This window comes from Lacinutrix chionoecetis (assembly GCF_053604665.1).
Genome location: NZ_JBSHNQ010000086.1, coordinates 406,705 through 427,060, shown reverse-complemented (window position 1 = coordinate 427,060; position 20,356 = coordinate 406,705). Strand labels below are relative to the sequence as shown.

The 20,356-nt window shown below is 33.0% G+C and carries 16 protein-coding genes and 2 tRNA genes; 10 read left to right on the top strand and 8 right to left on the bottom strand.

Annotation, left to right across the window (positions count from 1 at the left end; genetic code table 11):
- Nucleotides 1-42: 42 nt before the first annotated feature.
- The 3 genes from ACVC43_RS14125 (at nucleotide 43) to ACVC43_RS14115 (ending at nucleotide 4,319) form a co-directional block, all read left to right on the top strand.
- Nucleotides 43-1,458: an FAD binding domain-containing protein gene (locus ACVC43_RS14125; protein ID WP_452225178.1), complete on the top strand. Its 1,416-nt coding sequence runs from the start codon at nucleotides 43-45 to the stop codon at nucleotides 1,456-1,458.
- On the top strand, nucleotides 1,451-3,775 hold the full coding sequence (locus ACVC43_RS14120; RefSeq protein WP_452225177.1) for a xanthine dehydrogenase molybdopterin binding subunit: 2,325 nt from the start codon (nucleotides 1,451-1,453) through the stop codon (nucleotides 3,773-3,775). The genes ACVC43_RS14125 and ACVC43_RS14120 overlap by 8 nt, the downstream gene beginning before the upstream one ends.
- A 172-nt stretch (nucleotides 3,776-3,947) precedes the next feature.
- Nucleotides 3,948-4,319: a hypothetical protein gene (locus tag ACVC43_RS14115; protein ID WP_452225176.1), complete on the top strand. Its 372-nt coding sequence runs from the start codon at nucleotides 3,948-3,950 to the stop codon at nucleotides 4,317-4,319.
- A gap of 28 nt (nucleotides 4,320-4,347) precedes the next feature.
- Here ACVC43_RS14115 and ACVC43_RS14110 read toward each other — a convergent pair whose 3' ends face one another.
- From ACVC43_RS14110 to mutS, 6 genes are all read right to left on the bottom strand, one after another.
- Entirely contained in the window at nucleotides 4,348-4,833 is a 486-nt protein-coding gene (locus ACVC43_RS14110) for a nucleoside-triphosphatase (RefSeq protein WP_452225175.1), read from the bottom strand.
- The gene (locus ACVC43_RS14105) at nucleotides 4,830-5,837 is read right to left on the bottom strand and encodes a hypothetical protein (protein ID WP_452225174.1); all 1,008 of its coding nucleotides are present in this window, start codon (nucleotides 5,835-5,837) and stop codon (nucleotides 4,830-4,832) included. Before ACVC43_RS14105 ends, ACVC43_RS14110 begins: the two co-directional genes overlap by 4 nt.
- Nucleotides 5,838-5,864: 27 nt before the next feature.
- Entirely contained in the window at nucleotides 5,865-6,641 is a 777-nt protein-coding gene (gene xdhC, locus ACVC43_RS14100) for a xanthine dehydrogenase accessory protein XdhC (protein ID WP_452225173.1), read from the bottom strand.
- An 82-nt stretch (nucleotides 6,642-6,723) separates the two neighbouring features.
- A tRNA-Leu gene (locus ACVC43_RS14095) sits at nucleotides 6,724-6,807 on the bottom strand.
- A 30-nt stretch (nucleotides 6,808-6,837) separates the two neighbouring features.
- Nucleotides 6,838-6,909: transfer RNA gene (locus ACVC43_RS14090), tRNA-Gly, on the bottom strand.
- A 98-nt stretch (nucleotides 6,910-7,007) separates the two neighbouring features.
- A complete protein-coding gene (mutS, locus tag ACVC43_RS14085) occupies nucleotides 7,008-9,620 on the bottom strand; it encodes a DNA mismatch repair protein MutS (RefSeq protein WP_452225172.1) in 2,613 nt (870 codons plus the stop codon).
- Nucleotides 9,621-9,803: 183 nt separating this feature from the next.
- On the opposite strand from mutS, the gene ACVC43_RS14080 reads away from it, so the two are divergent.
- Nucleotides 9,804-10,334 carry an RNA methyltransferase gene (locus ACVC43_RS14080; protein WP_452225171.1) on the top strand — a complete coding sequence of 177 codons (531 nt, stop codon included), beginning with the start codon at nucleotides 9,804-9,806 and terminating at the stop codon, nucleotides 10,332-10,334.
- 19 nt (nucleotides 10,335-10,353) lie between these two features.
- On the opposite strand, the gene folK is transcribed toward ACVC43_RS14080, so the two are convergent.
- Nucleotides 10,354-11,484 carry a 2-amino-4-hydroxy-6-hydroxymethyldihydropteridine diphosphokinase gene (gene folK, locus ACVC43_RS14075; RefSeq protein WP_452225170.1) on the bottom strand — a complete coding sequence of 377 codons (1,131 nt, stop codon included), beginning with the start codon at nucleotides 11,482-11,484 and terminating at the stop codon, nucleotides 10,354-10,356.
- A gap of 106 nt (nucleotides 11,485-11,590) precedes the next feature.
- Here folK and ACVC43_RS14070 point away from each other — a divergent pair, with 106 nt between their 5' ends.
- The 4 genes from ACVC43_RS14070 (at nucleotide 11,591) to ACVC43_RS14055 (ending at nucleotide 15,943) form a co-directional block, all read left to right on the top strand.
- Nucleotides 11,591-12,295: a queuosine precursor transporter gene (locus ACVC43_RS14070; protein WP_452225169.1), complete on the top strand. Its 705-nt coding sequence runs from the start codon at nucleotides 11,591-11,593 to the stop codon at nucleotides 12,293-12,295.
- A gap of 119 nt (nucleotides 12,296-12,414) precedes the next feature.
- A complete protein-coding gene (locus ACVC43_RS14065) occupies nucleotides 12,415-15,105 on the top strand; it encodes an AsmA family protein (RefSeq protein ID WP_452225168.1) in 2,691 nt (896 codons plus the stop codon).
- A gap of 102 nt (nucleotides 15,106-15,207) precedes the next feature.
- The gene (rpsU, locus tag ACVC43_RS14060) at nucleotides 15,208-15,402 is read left to right on the top strand and encodes a 30S ribosomal protein S21 (protein ID WP_452225167.1); all 195 of its coding nucleotides are present in this window, start codon (nucleotides 15,208-15,210) and stop codon (nucleotides 15,400-15,402) included.
- Nucleotides 15,403-15,493: 91 nt separating this feature from the next.
- Entirely contained in the window at nucleotides 15,494-15,943 is a 450-nt protein-coding gene (locus tag ACVC43_RS14055; protein WP_452225166.1) for a hypothetical protein, read from the top strand.
- Here ACVC43_RS14055 and ACVC43_RS14050 read toward each other — a convergent pair.
- The gene (locus ACVC43_RS14050) at nucleotides 15,940-16,734 is read right to left on the bottom strand and encodes a DUF2797 domain-containing protein (protein ID WP_452225165.1); all 795 of its coding nucleotides are present in this window, start codon (nucleotides 16,732-16,734) and stop codon (nucleotides 15,940-15,942) included. The genes ACVC43_RS14055 and ACVC43_RS14050 overlap by 4 nt on opposite strands.
- 43 nt (nucleotides 16,735-16,777) lie before the next feature.
- On the opposite strand from ACVC43_RS14050, the gene ACVC43_RS14045 reads away from it, so the two are divergent.
- Both ACVC43_RS14045 and ACVC43_RS14040 read left to right on the top strand, forming a co-directional pair.
- Nucleotides 16,778-18,292: a GH3 auxin-responsive promoter family protein gene (locus ACVC43_RS14045; RefSeq protein WP_452225164.1), complete on the top strand. Its 1,515-nt coding sequence runs from the start codon at nucleotides 16,778-16,780 to the stop codon at nucleotides 18,290-18,292.
- 336 nt (nucleotides 18,293-18,628) lie between these two features.
- Entirely contained in the window at nucleotides 18,629-20,233 is a 1,605-nt protein-coding gene (locus tag ACVC43_RS14040) for an OmpA family protein (RefSeq protein ID WP_452225163.1), read from the top strand.
- Nucleotides 20,234-20,356 lie beyond the last annotated feature (123 nt).

Below are 20,356 nucleotides of genomic sequence, written 5' to 3'. Positions count from 1 at the left end.
ACGCCTCTCGATACAAAATTCAAAAAATTGTAATAAATAACTTTGATTACCTTCATACTAAATAGCAAAACAATTAAAACATCAGAACATTCTGGTGTAACTTTATTAGATTTTGTACGCTACCAACAACGCCTTACAGGTACTAAAATTGGTTGTCGTGAAGGTGATTGTGGCGCGTGTACTGTTTTAGTTGGTTCGCTAAAAGCAAACGGAATTGTAGAATACAAAAGTATCACTTCATGCATTTCGCCATTAGGCAATGCGCATGGCAAACACATTGTAACCATTGAAGGCACCAACCTTAAAAATAAATTAACCGTTGCACAAGAAGCCATGAAAGCCAATTTCGCTACCCAATGTGGCTTTTGTACGCCAGGTTTTGTGGTGTCTTTAACTGGCTTTGCATTGTCTCATTCAGAAAAAAACTATACTAAAGCATTAGATGCAATTAGTGGTAATATTTGCAGATGCACAGGTTATAAATCTATAGAACGAGCAGCACACCAAGTGGTGGAACGTTTACAGGAACACAAAGACTTTAAGTCTTTTGGCTGGCTAATTGATAACGCTTTTATTCCAGACTATTTTAAAACCATTCCAGAACGCTTAAAAGCATTAGAAACTAAAGACCTGAAACAGGCCAAAGGCAAATATGTTGCTGGTGGTACCGATTTGTACGTGCAACAAGCAGATAATCTTATGGATAATCCAGTACATCTCATTGCTGAAAAAGATTTTTTAAAGAGTATTAACATTAAAGGCGGAATCTGTACAGTAGGTGCAAATACCACTGTATCAGATTTATGGAATCATACCAAATTAAACACCTATTTTCCGCATTTAAAAAAACACTTAAAACTGGTCTCATCAGAGCAAATTAGAAATATGGCCTCCTTTGGAGGAAACTTAGTCAATGCATCGCCAATTGGTGACATGACTATTATCTTTTTAGCATTAAATAGTACACTTACAATTACGAATCGGGACCAACGAGAACGCACCATAGCGCTTAAAGATTTTTATACAGATTATAAAAAATTCGATTTAAAAAAAGGCGAACTTTTAAAAGACATTCAATTTAAATTACCTACAAAAGATTCATTTTTTAATTTTGAAAAAGTTTGCAAACGTACCCATTTAGATATTGCAAGTGTAAATTCTGCCATCCATGTTATTGTTGAAAATAAAACAATTATAGAGGCTCACGTATCGCTTGGTGGTGTTGCGGCCATACCAAAATATTTACATAAAACCTCAGCATTCTTAAAAGGAAAAGCATTGTCCGCAGAAATAATAATTGAAGCCAATAATATACTTCAAAATGAAATTTCTCCCATTAGCGATGTTCGTGGCTCAAGCGACTATAAACGCTTGTTAGCAAGACAATTATTTTTTGCTCATTTTACCGAATTATTTCCGAAGCAATTCACCTTAAACGATTTTCTTCAGCATGCATAAAAACAAATCAAATAACGCCTTAAATTCTAAATTAGAAACGGTTTCTATTGCTTTAAAAAAGAGCATAAAAAACTTAGATTCTTACACACATGTTCGTGGCGAATCTTTGTATGTTGACGATGTTAACATCAGGCAAGGAACGTTTCATGCTGTAGTATTCGATTCGCCTGTGGCACATGGAAAAATAAAACATATCGATTATTCTAAAGCTGAAAAGTTAGAAGGCGTCGAGCGTATTTTTACCTATAAAGACATTCCGGGAGAAAATGAAATTGGTGGCATTATTGCCGACGAACCTTTATTCGCCGAAGATGAAGTTCATTTTTGGGGCATGCCAATTGCTTTAATTGTTGCGGAAACGGAATTTATTGCCAGAAAAGCACGCGCATTAATCGAAATTGACATTGAAGCGCTTCCTGTAATTACAACAGCAAAACAGGCTAAAGCAAAAGGTAGTTTTATTAATGCACCTCGCTCCTTTAGTTTAGGGAATACCGAAAAAGCATTTGCAGATTGTGAGTATGTGTTTGAAGGTGAAACCTTTTCAAACGGCCAAGAACACCTCTATATCGAAACGCAAGGTGCTTATGCAGAACCTTTAGAAAATGGCAACATAAAAATCACATCATCTACACAAGGACCAACTGCGGTACAAGCTACAACAGCAAGGGTTATAGGCATTGCAATGCATAAAATAGAAGTGGATGTAACGCGTCTTGGTGGTGGATTTGGTGGTAAGGAAGACCAGGCCACACCTTGGGCAGTAATGGCTGCGTTGGCAACTTACTATTTAAACCAGTCGGTAAAATTAATATTAAATCGTCATGACGATTTAAGAATGACTGGCAAACGCCACCCTTACGAAAGCACTTATAAAATAGGCTTAAATAAAGATTTAAAAATATTAGCTTATAAGGCAGAATTTCTTCAAAATTCTGGAGCAGCCGCAGACTTGTCTCCAGCAATTGCAGAGCGTACATTGTTTCATGCCACTAACAGCTATTATGTTCCTAATGTTACAACCACAGTATTTAGTTGTAAAACCAACTTACCGCCTAATACAGCGTTTCGTGGTTTTGGCGGACCGCAAGGCATGTTTGTTATTGAATCTGCTATTGCAAAAGCTGCCCATGAAATCGGAGTCTCCCGAACCGCAATACAAGAAGCTAATTTATTAGATGAAAACGATACGTTTTCTTATGGACAAATAGCCAAGCAAGCAGAAGCTAAAAATGCATGGCATTCGGCAATTTCACTTTTTAACAGTAAAGCTTTAGAGCAAGAGGTTAACGACTTTAACAAGACCAATCAAAATTTTAAAAAAGGCATTGCTTTCATGCCTATTTGCTTCGGGATTTCATTTACCAATACACCAATGAATCATGCACGTGCGTTAGTTCATATTTATTTAGATGGTAGTGTTGGTGTTAGCACAGCAGCAGTAGAAATGGGACAAGGCGTAAATACTAAAATCATGCAAATTGCTGCGGATGTATTTTCTATTCCTATTGAAAAAATAAAAATTGAAACCACTAATACAACCAGAGTTGCCAATACCTCACCATCTGCAGCAAGTTCTACTGCAGATTTAAACGGAAAAGCCACTCTAAAAGCTTGTAATGCCCTTTTAAAACGGTTAAAAAAAGTGGCTTCAGAAGCATTAAACACTTCAGAAAAAGAGATTAGTATAAAAGATGAATTAGTTTACGCTAACAACAAAAAAACCGATTTATCATGGACAGCACTCATTAGCAAAACCATGCTAAAACGCGTTGCCCTAACCGAAAACGCACATTACGCCACACCAGAAATCCACTTCGATAAAACTATAGAAAAAGGCCATCCGTTTGCCTATCATGTTTATGGTACAGCAATAACCACTGTGACAGTAGATTGCACGCGTGGTATTTATGACTTTGATAGCGTAAAAATTGTTCACGATTATGGTAAAAGCATGAGTAAAGGCATTGATTTAGGACAGGTTGAAGGTGCTCTGGCGCAAGGTATTGGTTGGATGACTATGGAAGAAATAGCTTATAATGAAGAGGGCAAATTACTTTCTAACGCTTTATCAACCTATAAAATTCCAGATTTATTTTCGGTACCAAAAATAGTTGAAACGGTGCCTTTAGAAACTCAGGGTCATGACTTGGCAATTTTAAAATCGAAAGCTGTAGGTGAGCCTCCGTTAATGTATGGTATTGGTGCTTATTTCGCTATTCAAAATGCGATTAAAGCATTCAATCCAAACTATAATTTAAAATTTCATGCTCCAATGACGCCTGAAAAAGTTTTAATGGCTTTGTATGAAAAATAAATGTGTTGTTTTCAATTCCTAATTTTAATGTATTAAACCAATAACAAAACGCCCTATCGCACTGCACTACAAAAAACAAAACATCTTTAAAGGCGCACTAATTTACAGTGCTGGTGATACTATCGCTGCTTTGTTATTACATGAATTTTCTATTTACCGCTTGCTTGGTATAATGTTTATAGGTGCCACTTTCTATGCTTTTGAAATCCCTAATTTTTTCGATTGGATAGTGAAAAAAACTCGTTATTTACAAGGTATTCAAGCCACGCTTACAAAAACAGTGCTTGCCGTTATGTATTTCAATCCGCTTTGGATTGCCAGACATTTATTATTTATTAAATTGTTTTCTTGGCAAATAGACGCTATTGGTTGGAATCTATTAGTCATTGCCTTCTGGTCTTTTCTGGTTAATATTCCACTTTCTTTTGTTGCGAATTATATTATTCAAAACCGTTTTAAAATGAAGTGGCGTTTTTTAGGAAGCGCCCTTTTTTCAGCATTAATGGCTATTTATTATGCGTTAAGCGAAACGTTTTTTAGTTAAAATGAACAAACGTATTGAGAACGACAATTTATCTTAATGATTTTAAATCGTCTTTTTTTAAAATAGTGTAGTCAGCAATATGATAATGTTTTAAAATAGCACCAACTAAATAATCTCTTACCACAAGAATAGCATGGGTTGCATTATCTTTTTTTAATTTTGATATTAAGATTTCTGCTGATGTATGTAAACCTTCATTTTTCAATTCTAGTTTACCAAGTTCATCAATAATTATAAAGTCATTTTCAGTTTCAGATGTTATCGAAATTAAATACGCATTAGCTTGATAAAAAGCTGCAGTTAAAAACTTAAAATTTCCTATTTCTATTATTTCTTCAGTTTTATTTTCAGCCTCAAGCTTAATAACTTCATTCAATTTTATTTTCAAACAATAACGTATTCCATTTTCATCGTCGGGACACAGCAAACCATCAACTTTATTTTTGCCATTTACCCACTCTAATAAAGCAGATGTTTTTCCAGAACGAATACTTCCTGTTAAGATATAAATCATTCTGAAATAACTTTAAAATGAATACAATTTATAATGCTATTCGCCATAAAATATTTAAAACGTGTATAGCCTTTTAAATGGCTGGTTTGTTTCCATGTTGTGGTAATAATATACCTGAAATATGGAAATAAATCCATAGCATTAGAAATATCGTTTTGGTATTTAGATTCTTTTTTATCCAGATATTTCCGAATTAATTTTAATACAAAAGGACCTAAAACCAAATACCACAACATGAGTACTAAAAAGCTTCGTAGAATGATATAGACTGCTTTTTGCCAACCAAACAAGGCATTTGTAAACACTGTAAATGCTAAAACGATAACAGCAACGGTAATTAACCAAATCCAAATGACTTTAGATTTTATTTTCCTTTTAGATTGTTTTGTTTTGGTTGACAATTCAGATGGTGTAAGATAAAAATCGGCAATCTCTATTTCAGAAATAATTTTAATCATACTTTTAATAAACAGTCCTGCTAAAAGTCCGCCAACGGCATAAACCAGCAAGTATATGGTAATTAAAACTGCTGTTGCAGACGTTTGGGTGATATAGTTTATTTTTTCTTGTATCCATGCACCGTAAATATTGATGGCCTCCCAAAATTCGGTGCCATAGACAATAGTTAATTTCAATAATTTTTGAAGCGCAGATTGCAGAAAAGTAACCATGCCATAGACTATTAAAGTTGCGCCTTTCCAAGAAAAATTAGAAAATAAAAACGCGCCTAAAACAGCTTGAAAACTTACAGAGATGTAGGCTGTTAATGGCGAATAAGGACTCACTGCCATTTTTATTATGAGTACAATAACTAAGGCTTTTAAAATGGCCTGCCATTTGTTTTTAGCATAAAAAGCGATTAAACTAATAAGAAGAATAGCGATGCCTCCAACAATTAATCCTGTAAATGGCGAATTAAATACATGCAAAAAACCACCTAACCCAGACTCGTTTAAAGCCCAAAGCGCTGTTAATTTATCGATGATGGATTTATTATTTTTCATCTATAACTGCTGTGAAAGCACAATTTTTTATGCTTCCTCTTTATAATGCATCTGTAGTAATTGTGCTACAACACTAATCGCAATTTCTTTTGGTGTATCGCCACCAATGTTTAATCCTATTGGGCAAGTTACATTTTGCATGCCTTCTGGAATATTCATCTCATTAATTAACATAGTATTGAAACGCACTTTTTTAGTCTTGCTACCTATTAATCCTAAAAATTTAGTTTCGTTTTGTAAGGCCATTGCAATAATATCAAAATCGATAGCGTGATTATGGGTAAGCACCAAAATGTAACAATTATCTCCCCAATTTACGGCTTCTTTAAAAGTTTTAAAGTCGGTTTCTGAGACTTGATGAGTTGTTACTGATTGGTCTAACTCTAGATTAGCAAACCAATGCTCCCGCGAATCGATGAGATTAACTTTAAAAGGTGTGTTAACTAATAATTTGGCGATTTCTATACCAATGTGTCCTGCTCCAAATAGAAATAATTCTGGTGATTGGTTCATGGGTTCTATAATAAATTCTACTTTTCCACCACAGCATTGCTCAAATTCGGGACCTAAAGTATAGTTAGAGGTTATAACTCTATTCTCATTTAAAGCTGCTAAAGCTTCGTCTGTGGCTTTAAATTCTAATTTACCACCACCTATGGTACCAAATATTTTTTTGTTTTTAGTAACAATCATTCTGGAACCTACCACGCAAGGTGTTGAGCCTAAACATTTTGTTACTGTTACTAACGCTACAGGCTCTTGTTTGGCTTTAAAGTCGTTTAAAAGGGTAATCCAGTTTTGCATAACAAACTAATTAGGTAAAGCTAATAAGAAAATCCTAAAACAAAAAAACCCTTGAAAATCGAACGATTAACAAGGGTTTAAGTACTGAAGACGGGACTTGAACCCGTACGTCCTAATGGACATTGGATTTTAAGTCCAACGTGTCTACCAATTCCACCACTTCAGCATTGGAATATTTTTAGGAAAAAATTCTCAGAGCGAAAGACGGGATTTGAACCCGCGACCCCCACCTTGGCAAGGTGATGCTCTACCCCTGAGCTACTTTCGCAGTCTTTTAATGAACGTGCAACATTGCTATTGCGGATGCAAATTTAAGTCTTTTTTATAAATACCAAAGTGTTTTTATAAAAATTATTAAATAAATTTTTATGCCTTTTGCGTCTTTACTAACATACGTTTTATTTCATTTAATTTCATGAGCGCTTCAACTGGCGTAAGTGTATCAATATCAGTTAATAATATTTCTTCTTTTATTTGTTCCAGCAATGGATCGTCTAAATTAAAGAAGCTCAATTGCATTTCGTCTTTTATCGATTTTACTTTATCTGTAAGTTCTTCACTGGAATGCGATTTTTCTAATTTCTTCAAAATCTTATTGGCGCGATGCAAAACCTGCTGTGGCATGCCAGCTAATTTCGCTACGTGTATTCCAAAACTATGCTCGCTACCTCCTTCTACTAACTTTCTTAAAAAAAGCACATTGTCTTTTAATTCCTTAACCGACACATTAAAGTTTTTTATGCGACTAAATGTTTCGGTCATTTCATTTAACTCATGATAATGCGTTGCAAATAGCGTCTTTGCTTTTGCGGGATGCTCATGCAAATATTCGCTAATAGCCCAAGCTATTGAGATACCATCATAAGTACTTGTTCCACGTCCTATTTCGTCTAAAAGCACTAAACTTCTTTCAGAAACATTATTTAGAATGGATGCGGTTTCATTCATTTCTACCATGAAAGTAGATTCTCCCATAGAAATATTATCGCTCGCTCCTACTCGCGTAAAAATTTTATCTACCAACCCTATTCGGGCTGCTTTTGCTGGCACAAAACTTCCTATTTGTGCTAATAATACAATTAAAGCGGTTTGACGTAAAATGGCAGATTTACCAGACATATTAGGCCCAGTGATCATGATTATTTGTTGTGTTTCCCTGTCTAAAAACACATCGTTTGCAATATATTGTTCACCAATTGGCAATTGTTTTTCTATTACAGGGTGACGTCCTTCTTTAATTTCTAACTCGTGAGAATCGTCCATGGTTGGATATACATAGTTATTATCGTTAGCTAATTGCGCAAAGCCGCATAAACAATCTAATTGGCCAATTAAAAACGCATTTTGTTGTACTGGTTTTATGTATTGATTCATCCAGGTGACTAAATCACTAAACAACTGTTGTTCTATGGCTAAAATGCGTTCTTCGGCTCCTAAAATTTTAGATTCGTATTCTTTTAATTCCTCTGTGATATAGCGCTCTGCATTAACTAAAGTTTGTTTTCTAATCCATTCTTCAGGTACTTTATCTTTATGGGTATTACGTACTTCTATATAATAACCAAAAACATTATTAGATGCTATTTTAAGCGATGTAATGCCTGTGCGTTCGCTCTCTCTTTTTAGCATTTTGTCCAGATAATTCTTCCCGGAAGTCGATAAGCCTCTAAGCTCATCTAACTCGCCAGAGAACCCTTCGGCAATGGTGTTACCTTTTAAAACATTTACAGGCGCTTCTTCATTTAGAGTTGCTTTTATTTTATCCCGAAGCACATCGCAACCTTGCAAAGTATCTCCAATAATTTTTAGAGATTCGTTGTCACAGTTAGAGGCTAATGCCTTTATTGGAACTATTTCTTCTAAAGAGTTTTTTAGCTGAATAACCTCTCTTGGGCTTACCTTTCCTGTTGCTGTTTTAGAAATTAAACGCTCGATATCACCAATATTTTTAATATGATTTTTTATTTTTTGGTGTGTGGTTTTGTTTTGCTTTAAAAAAGACACAACTTCATGACGTTGTTTTATTTTTTCAACCTTTTTTAAAGGCAATGCCAGCCAGCGTTTTAATAAACGTCCTCCCATAGGAGAACTTGTTTTGTCTATAACATTAAGTAAAGTTACTGCGTTGTTATTTGTAGAATTATAGAGCTCTAAGTTTCTAATAGTAAAACGGTCCATCCAAACATATTCATCTTCTGCAATTCTTGACACCGAAGTAATATGCTGTAATTTATTATGCTGCGTTTCGTCCAGATAATGTAAAATTGATCCCGAAGCTATAATACCTTCAATTAAGTCTTCAATACCAAAACCCTTTAACGATTTTGTATTAAAATGCTTTAAAAGTGTTTCGTTTGCATAATCGGTTTGGTATACCCAATCCTCTAAATTAAACGTGTGAAAATCGGGACCAAAACTCTCGTTAAAATGTAATCGTTTTTGTTTGGATACGAGCACTTCGCTAGGACTAAAGTTTTGAAGCAACTTATCTATATATTCCTGATTGCCTTGTGATGTTAAAAATTCGCCTGTGGAGATGTCTAAAAATGAAATACCAATAGTATGCTTTCCAAAATATACTGAAGCTAAAAAATTATTGGTTTTAGATTGAAGCACCTCGTCGTTAAGTGCAACTCCTGGAGTTACTAATTCTGTAACACCACGCTTAACAATGGTTTTTGTTTGTTTTGGGTCTTCTAACTGGTCGCAAATAGCCACACGCTCACCAGCTTTTACCAGTTTAGGCAAATACGTATTTAAGGAGTGATGTGGAAAACCAGCTAATTCTATTTCACTTTCGCTTCCTGCGCCTCTTTTGGTTAATATTATACCCAAGATTCCTGCAGCTTTTATAGCGTCGCTTCCAAAAGTTTCGTAAAAATCACCAACACGAAATAATAATAAAGCATCTGGATATTTTGCTTTTATAGCATTATATTGCTTCATTAAGGGTGTTACTTTTTTCGTTTTTGCTGCCAAAGAAATTTAGTTTTTAAGTAAGTTTGCAATGTAACTAAATATTGATTTTTTTTGAAGTCAAATTAACTTTAGTTATTGTGATTTATTCACAAAAGGTATAGCATTCCATTTAAAAAAGATTATTACACTTCGACTGCCCTTAGTGCAGACTTTGTAAACTCCTCGCAATGACGAGACATTTTTATGCGAAAATTAAAAAATAGTGAACTTGATAGATTAAGTATTGAAGGCTTTAAACAAGCAGATAAAACTCCAATAATTGTAATTCTTGACAACATTAGAAGCTTAAATAACATTGGCTCTGTATTTAGAACCAGTGATGCTTTTTTAATTGAAAAAATTTACCTCTGTGGCATTACAGCTACTCCACCACATAAGGACATACATAAAACAGCTTTAGGAAGCACAGATACTGTTGCTTGGGAACATGTAGAAAACACTTTGAACCTAGTTGAAAGTTTAAAAGTTAAAGGTTATAAAGTAATTAGTATTGAACAAGCCGAAAACGCTGTAATGTTAGACGCATTTACAGTAAAGAAAGACGAAAAATATGCAATTATTTTTGGAAACGAAGTTAAAGGTGTAGCACAAGATGTGGTTAACGCAAGCAATTATATAATAGAAATTCCACAATTTGGCACAAAGCATTCGCTTAACATCTCTGTGAGTTGTGGCGTCGTGATTTGGGATTTGTTTTCGAAATTAGCCCGTTAAGCACCAGTTTTTTGAAGCATTACTCTTGACAAACAGCATCTAAAATAAATAAGTAATCCTCTCTGTTTTTTACAAAATCACGATCTGAAATATCTATTATTTTCACATTTAATTCGGTTTGGTTTTTAAGAAAATCCAGATAACCCGAATTGATTTTTTCTAAATAATCGCTATCGATATTTTGTTCGTACTTTCTGCCGCGTTTTTTTATGTTTTCTTTTAACCTCTCTGTATTTTGATACAAGTAAACGTACAATTCTGGTTTTGCTATGTCTTTATACATTAAGTAAAACAATTTTCGGTAGAGTTTAAACTCGTCTTGATGCAATGTTATTTTAGAAAAGATTAGCGATTTAAAAATATCGTAATCACTAACAATAAAATCTTTAAATAAATCGAGTTGCGATAAATCGTCACTAATTTGCTGGTAACGGTCGGCAAGAAAAGACATCTCTAACGTAAAGGCATATCTTTGAGCATCTTCGTAAAACTTTGGTAAAAATGGATTATCTGCAAAACGTTCTAAAATTAATTTGGCATTATAATCGTAAGCCATTTTTGTAGCCAGACTGGTTTTTCCTGCTCCTATGTTACCTTCAATAGCAATGTAATTGTATTTTGAAAAATCGTGTTGTTTACTTGGGTTTTTTAACCAAATATTTACTGGTTCTAAAACACTTTTATCCTCACATGTTTCAAGCAGGACAGTGATTTCTTTTTCTAAAACTGGATGTTTAAATTTTGAAGCAATATGGTATAACGGTTCTAAAACGAATTTACGGTTGTGTAATTCTGGATGTGGTATTTTTAAGGTCTTGGTTTCTATAACCTCTTCTTCAAAAAACAAAATATCTAAATCTATGGTTCGCGATTGGTAACCATCAGTTTTACTTCGAGTACGACCTAAACTGGTTTCTATTGCTAATAATTCTTTTAAAACTTTATTAGGCTTTAAATAGCTTTCTACCAGCAAACATGCGTTAAAAAAATCGTCTCCTTCAAAACCAAAAGCAGGCGTTTTAAAGACTTTAGAGATTATTTTAACCGTTCCAACTTTTAAATAAATAGCATCTATAGCAGCCTGCAAATTCTTGAATTTGTCTCCTTTATTGCTTCCTATAGAAAGGTATATTTTTTTTGGCTGCTCCATATTGGGAAAGCAAAATAACTAAAAGTAAATGGTTTCCTTTATATTTACTTAAACTATTTATTAACGAATTTAGCTCTCGACTGCGCTCGAACAGACAAACCGGAAAATGACCTTAAAAAACAAACTTAAAGCACAACGCATTTACTTTTTATTAGGCGCTTTATTTATTACATCTTTAGTAGTCTCGAATTTAATTTTTCAGAAGTTTTTTTATTGGTATCCTTTTAATGTTGAAATTTTTGGATTTAAACTTTTTGAAATTTCTGTTGGTATTTTACCTTATCCTCTTACCTTTTTAATTACAGATTTAATAAGCGAAATCTATGGTAAAAAACGTGCTAACGACGTTGTCATCGCTGGTATTTTTGCCTCCTTGTTTTCGTTGTTAATAATTTTGGTTGCCAACGTTGTTCCTGCTACGTCTTGGTCTTATGTTAACGATAGTATGTTCACTACTGTATTTGGGAACTCTGTAATAGCTGTATTTGCAAGCATGGTTACGTATTTATTTGCCCAATTTGTAGACATCCAAATTTATCATTTTTGGAAACGCTTAACCAAAGGAAAACATTTATGGTTACGCAATAATTTTTCGACTTGGTTATCTCAATTTATAGACACCTTTACCATTTTAGCACTACTCTGTTCTTTTGGTATAATAGACTGGAGCAACTTTAAGGGACTATTAATCAGCGGGTTTTTATTTAAAGTACTTGTGGCCTTGTTAGACACTCCTTTTTTATATTTAGGCGTTTATATTTTCAGAAAAACATTTAATTTAACCATAAACGAAGAGATAGAATTGTTATAAAATTCTCTTAAAAAATGGGCTTTAATTGAAAATTAGTCCGAATTTTACGTATTATAAATATAGAATAGAAAAATTATTAATAACTATTAAAAACGATTACCGCTTTTGCGGAACCAAAGATGAAAAAATTCTTAAAAATTACAGGCATCACTTTATTAATTGTCATTGTTCTGCTACTGGCAGCTCCCTTTATTTTTCAGACGCAGATAAAGAACATGGTGCGTAATTTCATTAATAATAATGTGAATGCCAACGTTGAATTTGCAGATGTAAGCTTAAGTTTTTTAAGCAGTTTTCCTCAGGCACATATTACTGTTGATGAACTAAAAATAACCAATTTTGATCCTTTTAAAGACGAGACGCTCGCTAATGTAAAATCCTTATCGTTTGATATGTCTGTAAAAGAACTTTTTAAAAAGGCGGATGAAGGCCCAATAGTGGTAAACTCAATTTATGTTAATGAAGCCTTGGTTAATTTAAAAATCAACAAGTTTGGTGATGCGAATTATGATATTGCAAAAGAACAAACGGCTAAAACGAATACAGAAGAATCTGGTGAAGGTTTTACTTTAGACATACAAGATTATGCCATTAAAAAGAGTGCATTAACTTATTTAGACGAAGGCTCGAACACTACATTTCACATCACAGAATTAGACCATTCTGGCAAAGGAACATTTTCTGAAACCTTGTCTGAATTAGACACTAAAAGCGAAGCCAACGTAACACTAAGTATTGACAGCACAGAATATTTAAGCAACAATCGTGTAAAACTGGATGCGCTAATAGACCTCGATTTAAAAAATAGCAAATATACTTTTAAAGAAAATAGAGGCTTTATAAACGATTTACCGCTTGAGTTTTCAGGCTATGTACAACAATTAGAAAATGGCCAGGATATTGATATTTCTTTTGAAAATCCCGGATCTGATTTTAAAGATTTTTTGGCTGTTATTCCCAAAACCTATTCTAAAAACATTAGCAATGTAGAAACCAGCGGAAACTTTAAGGTAAGTGGCAAGATTAAAGGTATGGTTACTGAGGAAACCATCCCTACTTTAGATATTTCATTAGCTTCTAATAATGCATCGTTTAAATATCCAGACCTGCCTAAAAGCGTAAAAAATATAAATATAAACGCTGTAGTAAAAAACACTACTGGAAATGTAGATGATACGTATATCGATTTGAAAACATTAAATTTTAAAATTGATGAGGATGTATTTAAATCCTCGGCAGTTATTAAGAACTTGACAAAAAATATACTGATAAATGCTGACATTGATGGTGTCTTAAATCTGGCAAATATTACAGAAGCTTATCCTATAGAATTAGATAATGAACTTAGCGGCATCATTAAAGCGAAATTAAACACTAATTTCGACATGGATGCGATAGAAACTAATGCCTATGAGCGTATTAAAAATAATGGAAACGTTAGTGTAAATGATTTTATCTTTTCTTCGGCAGATATCATTAACCCTATTCAAATTTCTCAAGCCAATGTTAGTTTTAACCCAACAACCATTACTTTAGAAAATTTTAAAGCGCGAACTGGCAACACAGATTTAGATGCCACTGGAACCATAGATAATTTACTTGGCTTTTTATTAAGCGATAAAAAGCTAAAAGGAAACTTTAATGTAAAGTCTAATAAATTTATGGTTAGCGATTTTATGGTTGAAGGCGGAAGCGACAGGCCAGTTAACCAAAGTACAGAGCCAAGCGACGCACTTAAGATTCCTGCATTTTTAGATTGTACTATTACAGCAGATGCAAATACGGTTGTTTACGACAATTTAACACTAACCAATGTAAAAGGTAAATTATTAATAAATGATGAGAAGGCAACACTGTCTAATATGACTTCAGATTTATTTAAAGGTAAATTAACCATGTCTGGATTAGTAGACACTAAAAGCAAAACGCCAACCTTTAATATGGATTTGGGCATAGAAGGTTTCGATATTTCTCAATCTTTTAGAGATTTAGATATGTTGCACGCTATGGCTCCAATAGCAAAAGTGTTACAAGGAAAATTAAATAGTGCCATTTCTGTAAACGGTACGTTAGGAGACGACTTTACGCCAATTTTAAACTCTATTTCTGGTGGTGCTCTGGCTGAATTGTTAACTACGAAAGTTGAACCAAAAAATGCAGAATTATTTGATGCTTTAACAAGTAAACTTAATTTTATCGATTTTGATAAACTGGATTTAAATGATTTAAAAACGACCTTAACATTTGAAAATGGTCGTGTTAATATAGCGCCTTTCGATTTAAAATATAAAGACATAGGTATTACTGTAGCTGGAGCGCACACGTTTACTAATACCATGGACTATAACATAGTATTTAATGTACCTGCAAAATATTTAGGAGGTGAGGTTAATAGATTAATTGGTAAAATAAATGACAACGAGGTTAATAAAATTAGTATTCCAGTAACCGCAAATCTTACAGGAACATTTAGTAGCCCAAAAGTTCAAACCGATTTAACCAGTGGTGTAAAAAACCTTACCACACAGCTCATCGATATCCAAAAAGAAAAACTGCTAAATAATGGTAAAGACAAAATTAAAGATTTGTTGGGTGGTCTTGGCGGTAACCAAACAGCAACAGACAGCACAAAAACGCAAAATAATACACCAGTTAAAGATGTTATTAAAGACATTATTTCTGGAGGGAACACACCAAGCACCAACCCAAATAACCCAACAGATTCTACAAAACAACCTGGCAATGTTGTTAAAGATGTTTTAGGAGGTATATTTGGTAAAAAGAAGAAGAAAAATGATACGATTAAATAAAATGAAAATAAAACTGCAAAAAAATTATAAGTCTATTGTATAAATTAAAAGTTAGACGTACATTTGCAACCTGAATTTTAAGAATACACATAATATATAGATATGTTAAGAATAGAAATTAAAGACGGAGAGAATATAGAAAGAGCTTTAAAACGTTACAAAAGAAAACACCGTAACATTAAAGTTATGCAGAACTTAAGAGAGAACCAATTCTTTACTAAGCCTTCTGTTACTCGCAGACGTCAAATTCAAAAAGCAGCTTACATCCAAGGATTAAGAGACGCAGAGAACGTATAATACGTTTTTTACCACCATATATATAAACCTCGCTTTCTTTTTTTGAATGCGAGGTTTTTTTGGTTTGTACCTATCTAAAATTTAATCTCTCATGAAAATTATTGTTGGTTTTATATTTTTAATGCTATCTATTGTAGGTAATTCTCAAATTGGTTCTCCATACAAGGATGTACAAAAACTATTTGGAGCTGATAATGTTAACGCAACAACAATTAACACCTCCTTTACAGAAATAAAACAATTAAGTAAAACCGAAATTATAAAATTTAAATACAACGCTGAGAATGTTGTGGATTTAATTGAAGTTGAGAGCAAACAACCCATTAGTAGCGAAAGGTTTCATGAATTAAGCACATTACTAAACCCCAGATTTAAAATAACTTCGGCTGGAAATCATGACAATTTAAAATTGTATTTTGACTCTAAACATCAACTACTTAATATTAAGTCTTACAAAGGCGTTATATTAAATAAAGTTATTTTTATCTCAGACACCGAAATGATTTCAGAATTAATACCAGATATAGAAAACTGGCATTAAAAAATTTCAATACTAACTACACTGCCTTCATTACCACGTATGTTACAAACTGCATCATCTTCAAAAATAAGATACTGTCCTTTTATACCTTTTAATACACCTTTATAACTTCCTGCCTTTTCAATATTTAAACTTTTTGGTTTTTTAGGATAGGCTAAAACGGGAAAATCGATTTCTGTTTCGGCATTATTTTCTAAGTAATACGCTAAAGCTTCAGCAGGAATAAATGGCTTTAATTTATCTCTCCACTCTACCAGATTTTCATCTACAACATCATTCTTTAGCATGGTTCGCCAATTGGTTTTATCTGCCACATGATCTTTTAACGCCACCTCTGTGATACCTGCCAAATAGCGATTTGGCACCTCTACAATTTCAATAGCTTCATGTGCGCCTTGGTCTATCCAACGTGTAGGCACTTGTCCCTTTCTTGTAACACCTACTTTTATGTTACTAGAATTTGCCAGATAAACAATATGTGGCTGTAGCTGCACTTTTTTTTCATATTCCAAATCACGATCTTCTTTATCTAAATGTGCCGTACTTAATTCGGGTCTCATAATCCAATCTGCAGCCTGCGGGATATCGAAAAAGCAACTTTTACAAAAGCCTTGTCTATATATAGGTTTGTCTAAACCACAGTTTAAACATTGGTGTTTAATAAATTTAAACTCAAGCGTTTTATTTAGTAATTGATTAATATTTATAAAATCGTTTTCAAAAACTAAATAGTATTGAATTGGCGTAGAAAATTCGGTTGCCATTTTTGTTAGAACACCTTGGTAGGTCATGAAAAAAAGTATTATTTTTAGTGTCTAAATATAGCAAAAATATATGCCAATTCCTTTAGTAAATTCTATCGCTTCGTGGTTTTTAAAGAAACGATTTCATCAAATCGATTTGTTTTTAAAGTACCCAAACGAAGTGCAGGAAGAGCTTCTGTTTCAACTAATAGAAACAGCTAAAGACACAGAAATAGGCAGATTACATGACTTTGCTTCTATAAAATCTTATGCTGAATTTGCAGATAGAGTTCCCATTCGAGATTATGAAAGCTACCAGAGTTTAATAGAACGATCACGCTTGGGAGAAAATAATATTTTCTGGCCCTCGCAAATAAAGTGGTTTGCAAAATCGAGCGGTACTACCAATGCAAAAAGTAAGTTTATTCCTGTAAGTTATGCCTCGTTAGAAGATTGCCATTATGCAGCAAGTAAGGATTTACTGTGCATGTATTTAAACAATAATGAAAACTCACAACTCTTTACAGGTAAAAGCTTAAGACTTGGTGGCAGTAAAGAATTATATAAAGAAAACGGTACTGCTTTTGGCGATTTAAGTGCTATTTTAATAGATAATATGCCATTTTGGGCAGAGTTTAGCAGCACACCTAGTAATAGAGTATCTTTAATGAGCGACTGGGAAACCAAAATGGCTGCCATTGTAAACGAGACCGTAAATGAGAATGTTACCAGCTTGGCTGGTGTACCTTCCTGGATGTTAGTTCTACTTAACAATATATTAGATAAAACCGATAAAACCTCATTGTTTGACATCTGGCCCAATTTGGAGGTATACTTTCATGGTGGCGTGAATTTCAATCCGTATGTAGAGCAGTTTAAAAACATATTGCCAAGAAAGAGTTTTAAGTATTATGAAATCTATAATGCTTCTGAAGGATTTTTTGCTATTCAAGATAAAAATAACTCCAGTGAATTACTGCTAATGTTAGATTATGGCATTTTCTACGAATTCATTCCTATGGATACCTACGGAACGCCAGAAGAACATATAATACCTCTAAGTCAAGTAGAAAAAGATAAAAACTATGCGCTTATAATTACCACTAATGCTGGTTTATGGCGTTACAAAATTGGAGATACGGTTAGATTTACTTCAATTTCTCCCTATAGAATTAAAGTATCTGGAAGAACAAAACACCATATTAATGTGTTTGGTGAAGAACTAATAATTGAGAACGCCGAAGATGCTTTAAAAAAGGTTTGTAAGAAAACAAAAAGTGAAATTATAGATTACACTGCTGCACCAATTTTTATGGAAGGCAAGGAAAAAGGATCTCACCAATGGCTAATAGAATTTAAAACGCCACCAAAAGATATCGATTATTTTAACGAGTTATTTGATAATGCTTTAAAATCTTTAAATTCTGACTATGAGGCTAAACGTTACAATAACATGACCTTAAATAAACCAAAAATTAATGTTGCCAGACCGCAGTTATTTTACGATTGGTTAAAACAAAATAACAAACTTGGCGGACAACATAAAGTGCCTCGACTATCCAACACAAGAAACTACATCGACGAGCTCTTAAAATTAAATTCTTAATTTACCATTTACCGTTAGTCGATGACTAACTGTTCGGTAATTTAAATTTTATTAGTTTAATTACATATTCATCAGTCTATTTACTTTCATCGTTAAACAGCAACATCGTCAGATTGTATATTTCTTAATATTTAGTACAAAATAAATATTATTCTTATTAAATTTCTATAAAAATAATAATTCAATAATTTTATTTAGGCTTCTTTAAACATTCGACAAAATACATTTTGTGTAAAAATCCTCAACGAATATCCCTGCTTTTTATCTAAAAAATAATTATTTATTAGTGGTCTCGCTATACATTAACTAAAAATTAAATCCCTCAACCTTTTAGTTATGAAGACTATAATCTTAACATTCGCTTTTTTATTTTCTATAACACCTTTTTTTGCCCAAGATTATCAAGACCATTTATTGGCAGAATTAAACACTAATAATTATACTAATATCGAAGATGAAATTGGCTCAAACGGTTTCGATTTCACCACTTTAGATACTGGTATAAATACTAAATATTCTGAATACGGTTCTGGTTTTTTTATGAATAAATTTATTATGGTGTCTTCAAAAAAATTAGGAGCGTTATCTAAAACCGATAAACAGACTGGAGAAGGCTACCAAAACTTATTTTGTTTAGATATTAGTAATGATGGTTCTTTAAAAATGCCATTATTATTTTCACGAATAATAAACACCTTTAATAATAATGAAGGTCAATTAAGCTTTTCGCCAGACGAACACACCATGTATTTTACACGCAGTACAAAAGAGGATACTTCAATATTTAAATTGTATAAAGTGAGCTTAGAAAAAGATTCTCATGGCAATTGGGTTGACCAAGAATTGCTGCATGTTAATACTGAGGGAGCATCAGTAGAAAATCCTTTTGTGTCGCCAGACGGCACACAGTTATACTTCTCTTCTAATAAAGAAGGTGGTTTTGGTGGTTTCGATTTATATGTAGCCACCATCAATGCAGATGGTTCTTTGGGAGATGCTGTTAATTTAGGAGATACAATTAACACGCAATACGATGATAAGTTTCCATCTTTATCTACAGATGGTAAAGATTTGTATTTCTCATCTCGAGGTCACAATAATATGGGAGGCTTTGATATTTTTAAAAGTAAAATAATTAAAGATGGCTACAGATTGCCAAGAAATTTAGGAAACACAATAAATTCTAATTTAGATGACGTTGCTTTTTTTATGGCCTCTCAAAATAGAGGATATTTAGCCTCGAACAAAGCGTTTGGAAAAGGAAAACTTGATATTTTTAGCTTTACTTTAAAAGATGTTTCGCAAAGTCTTGAAGGGATGATTGTGGATTTAGATTCCAAAATCCCTTTACCAAACACTTTGGTAATATTATTAAATGAAGAAGGCGAAGAAATTGCAAGACAAACCACTAACCAAGATGCTAAATATACATTTACTGTAAATCCTTTTGAAACCTATACTATTACAACTACTAAAGAAGGGTTTAATGATAAGACATTTGATTTTGTTGCAAATATTGGAAATGATAATGTATATAATAAAGACTTAGAGTTGGAAGCTACTGAGGCTGTAATAGAAACAGTAGAAGAGAAGAAAATGATTGTTGTAAACAACATTTACTTCGATTATAATAAATGGAGTATTAAAGACGAATCCTTGGTACAATTAAATAGTATTGCTCGCATATTAAAAGAGCATCCAGAAATGAAAATTGAAATTGGTGCGCATACAGATAATAGAGGAAACGACAAATACAATTTAAGTTTGTCTAAAAAACGTGCAGCTTCTGCTATGTCTTATTTAATTGAAAGCGGAGTGGACCCTACTAAACTATTTTCTAATGGTTACGGAGAAGCACAACCTCTTGTTGATTGTAAAACGAATTGTAAAGAAGAAGATCATCAAAAAAACAGACGCATTGAATTTGTAATTATAGATTAACCAATATAAATACATGATAATCAAATAATTATTACTAAATTACATTGCTATTAATCAATCTATTCTATTTGAAGATGTATTAATTAGTTAATCCAAATTCAATGAAAACCACTCATAACTTTA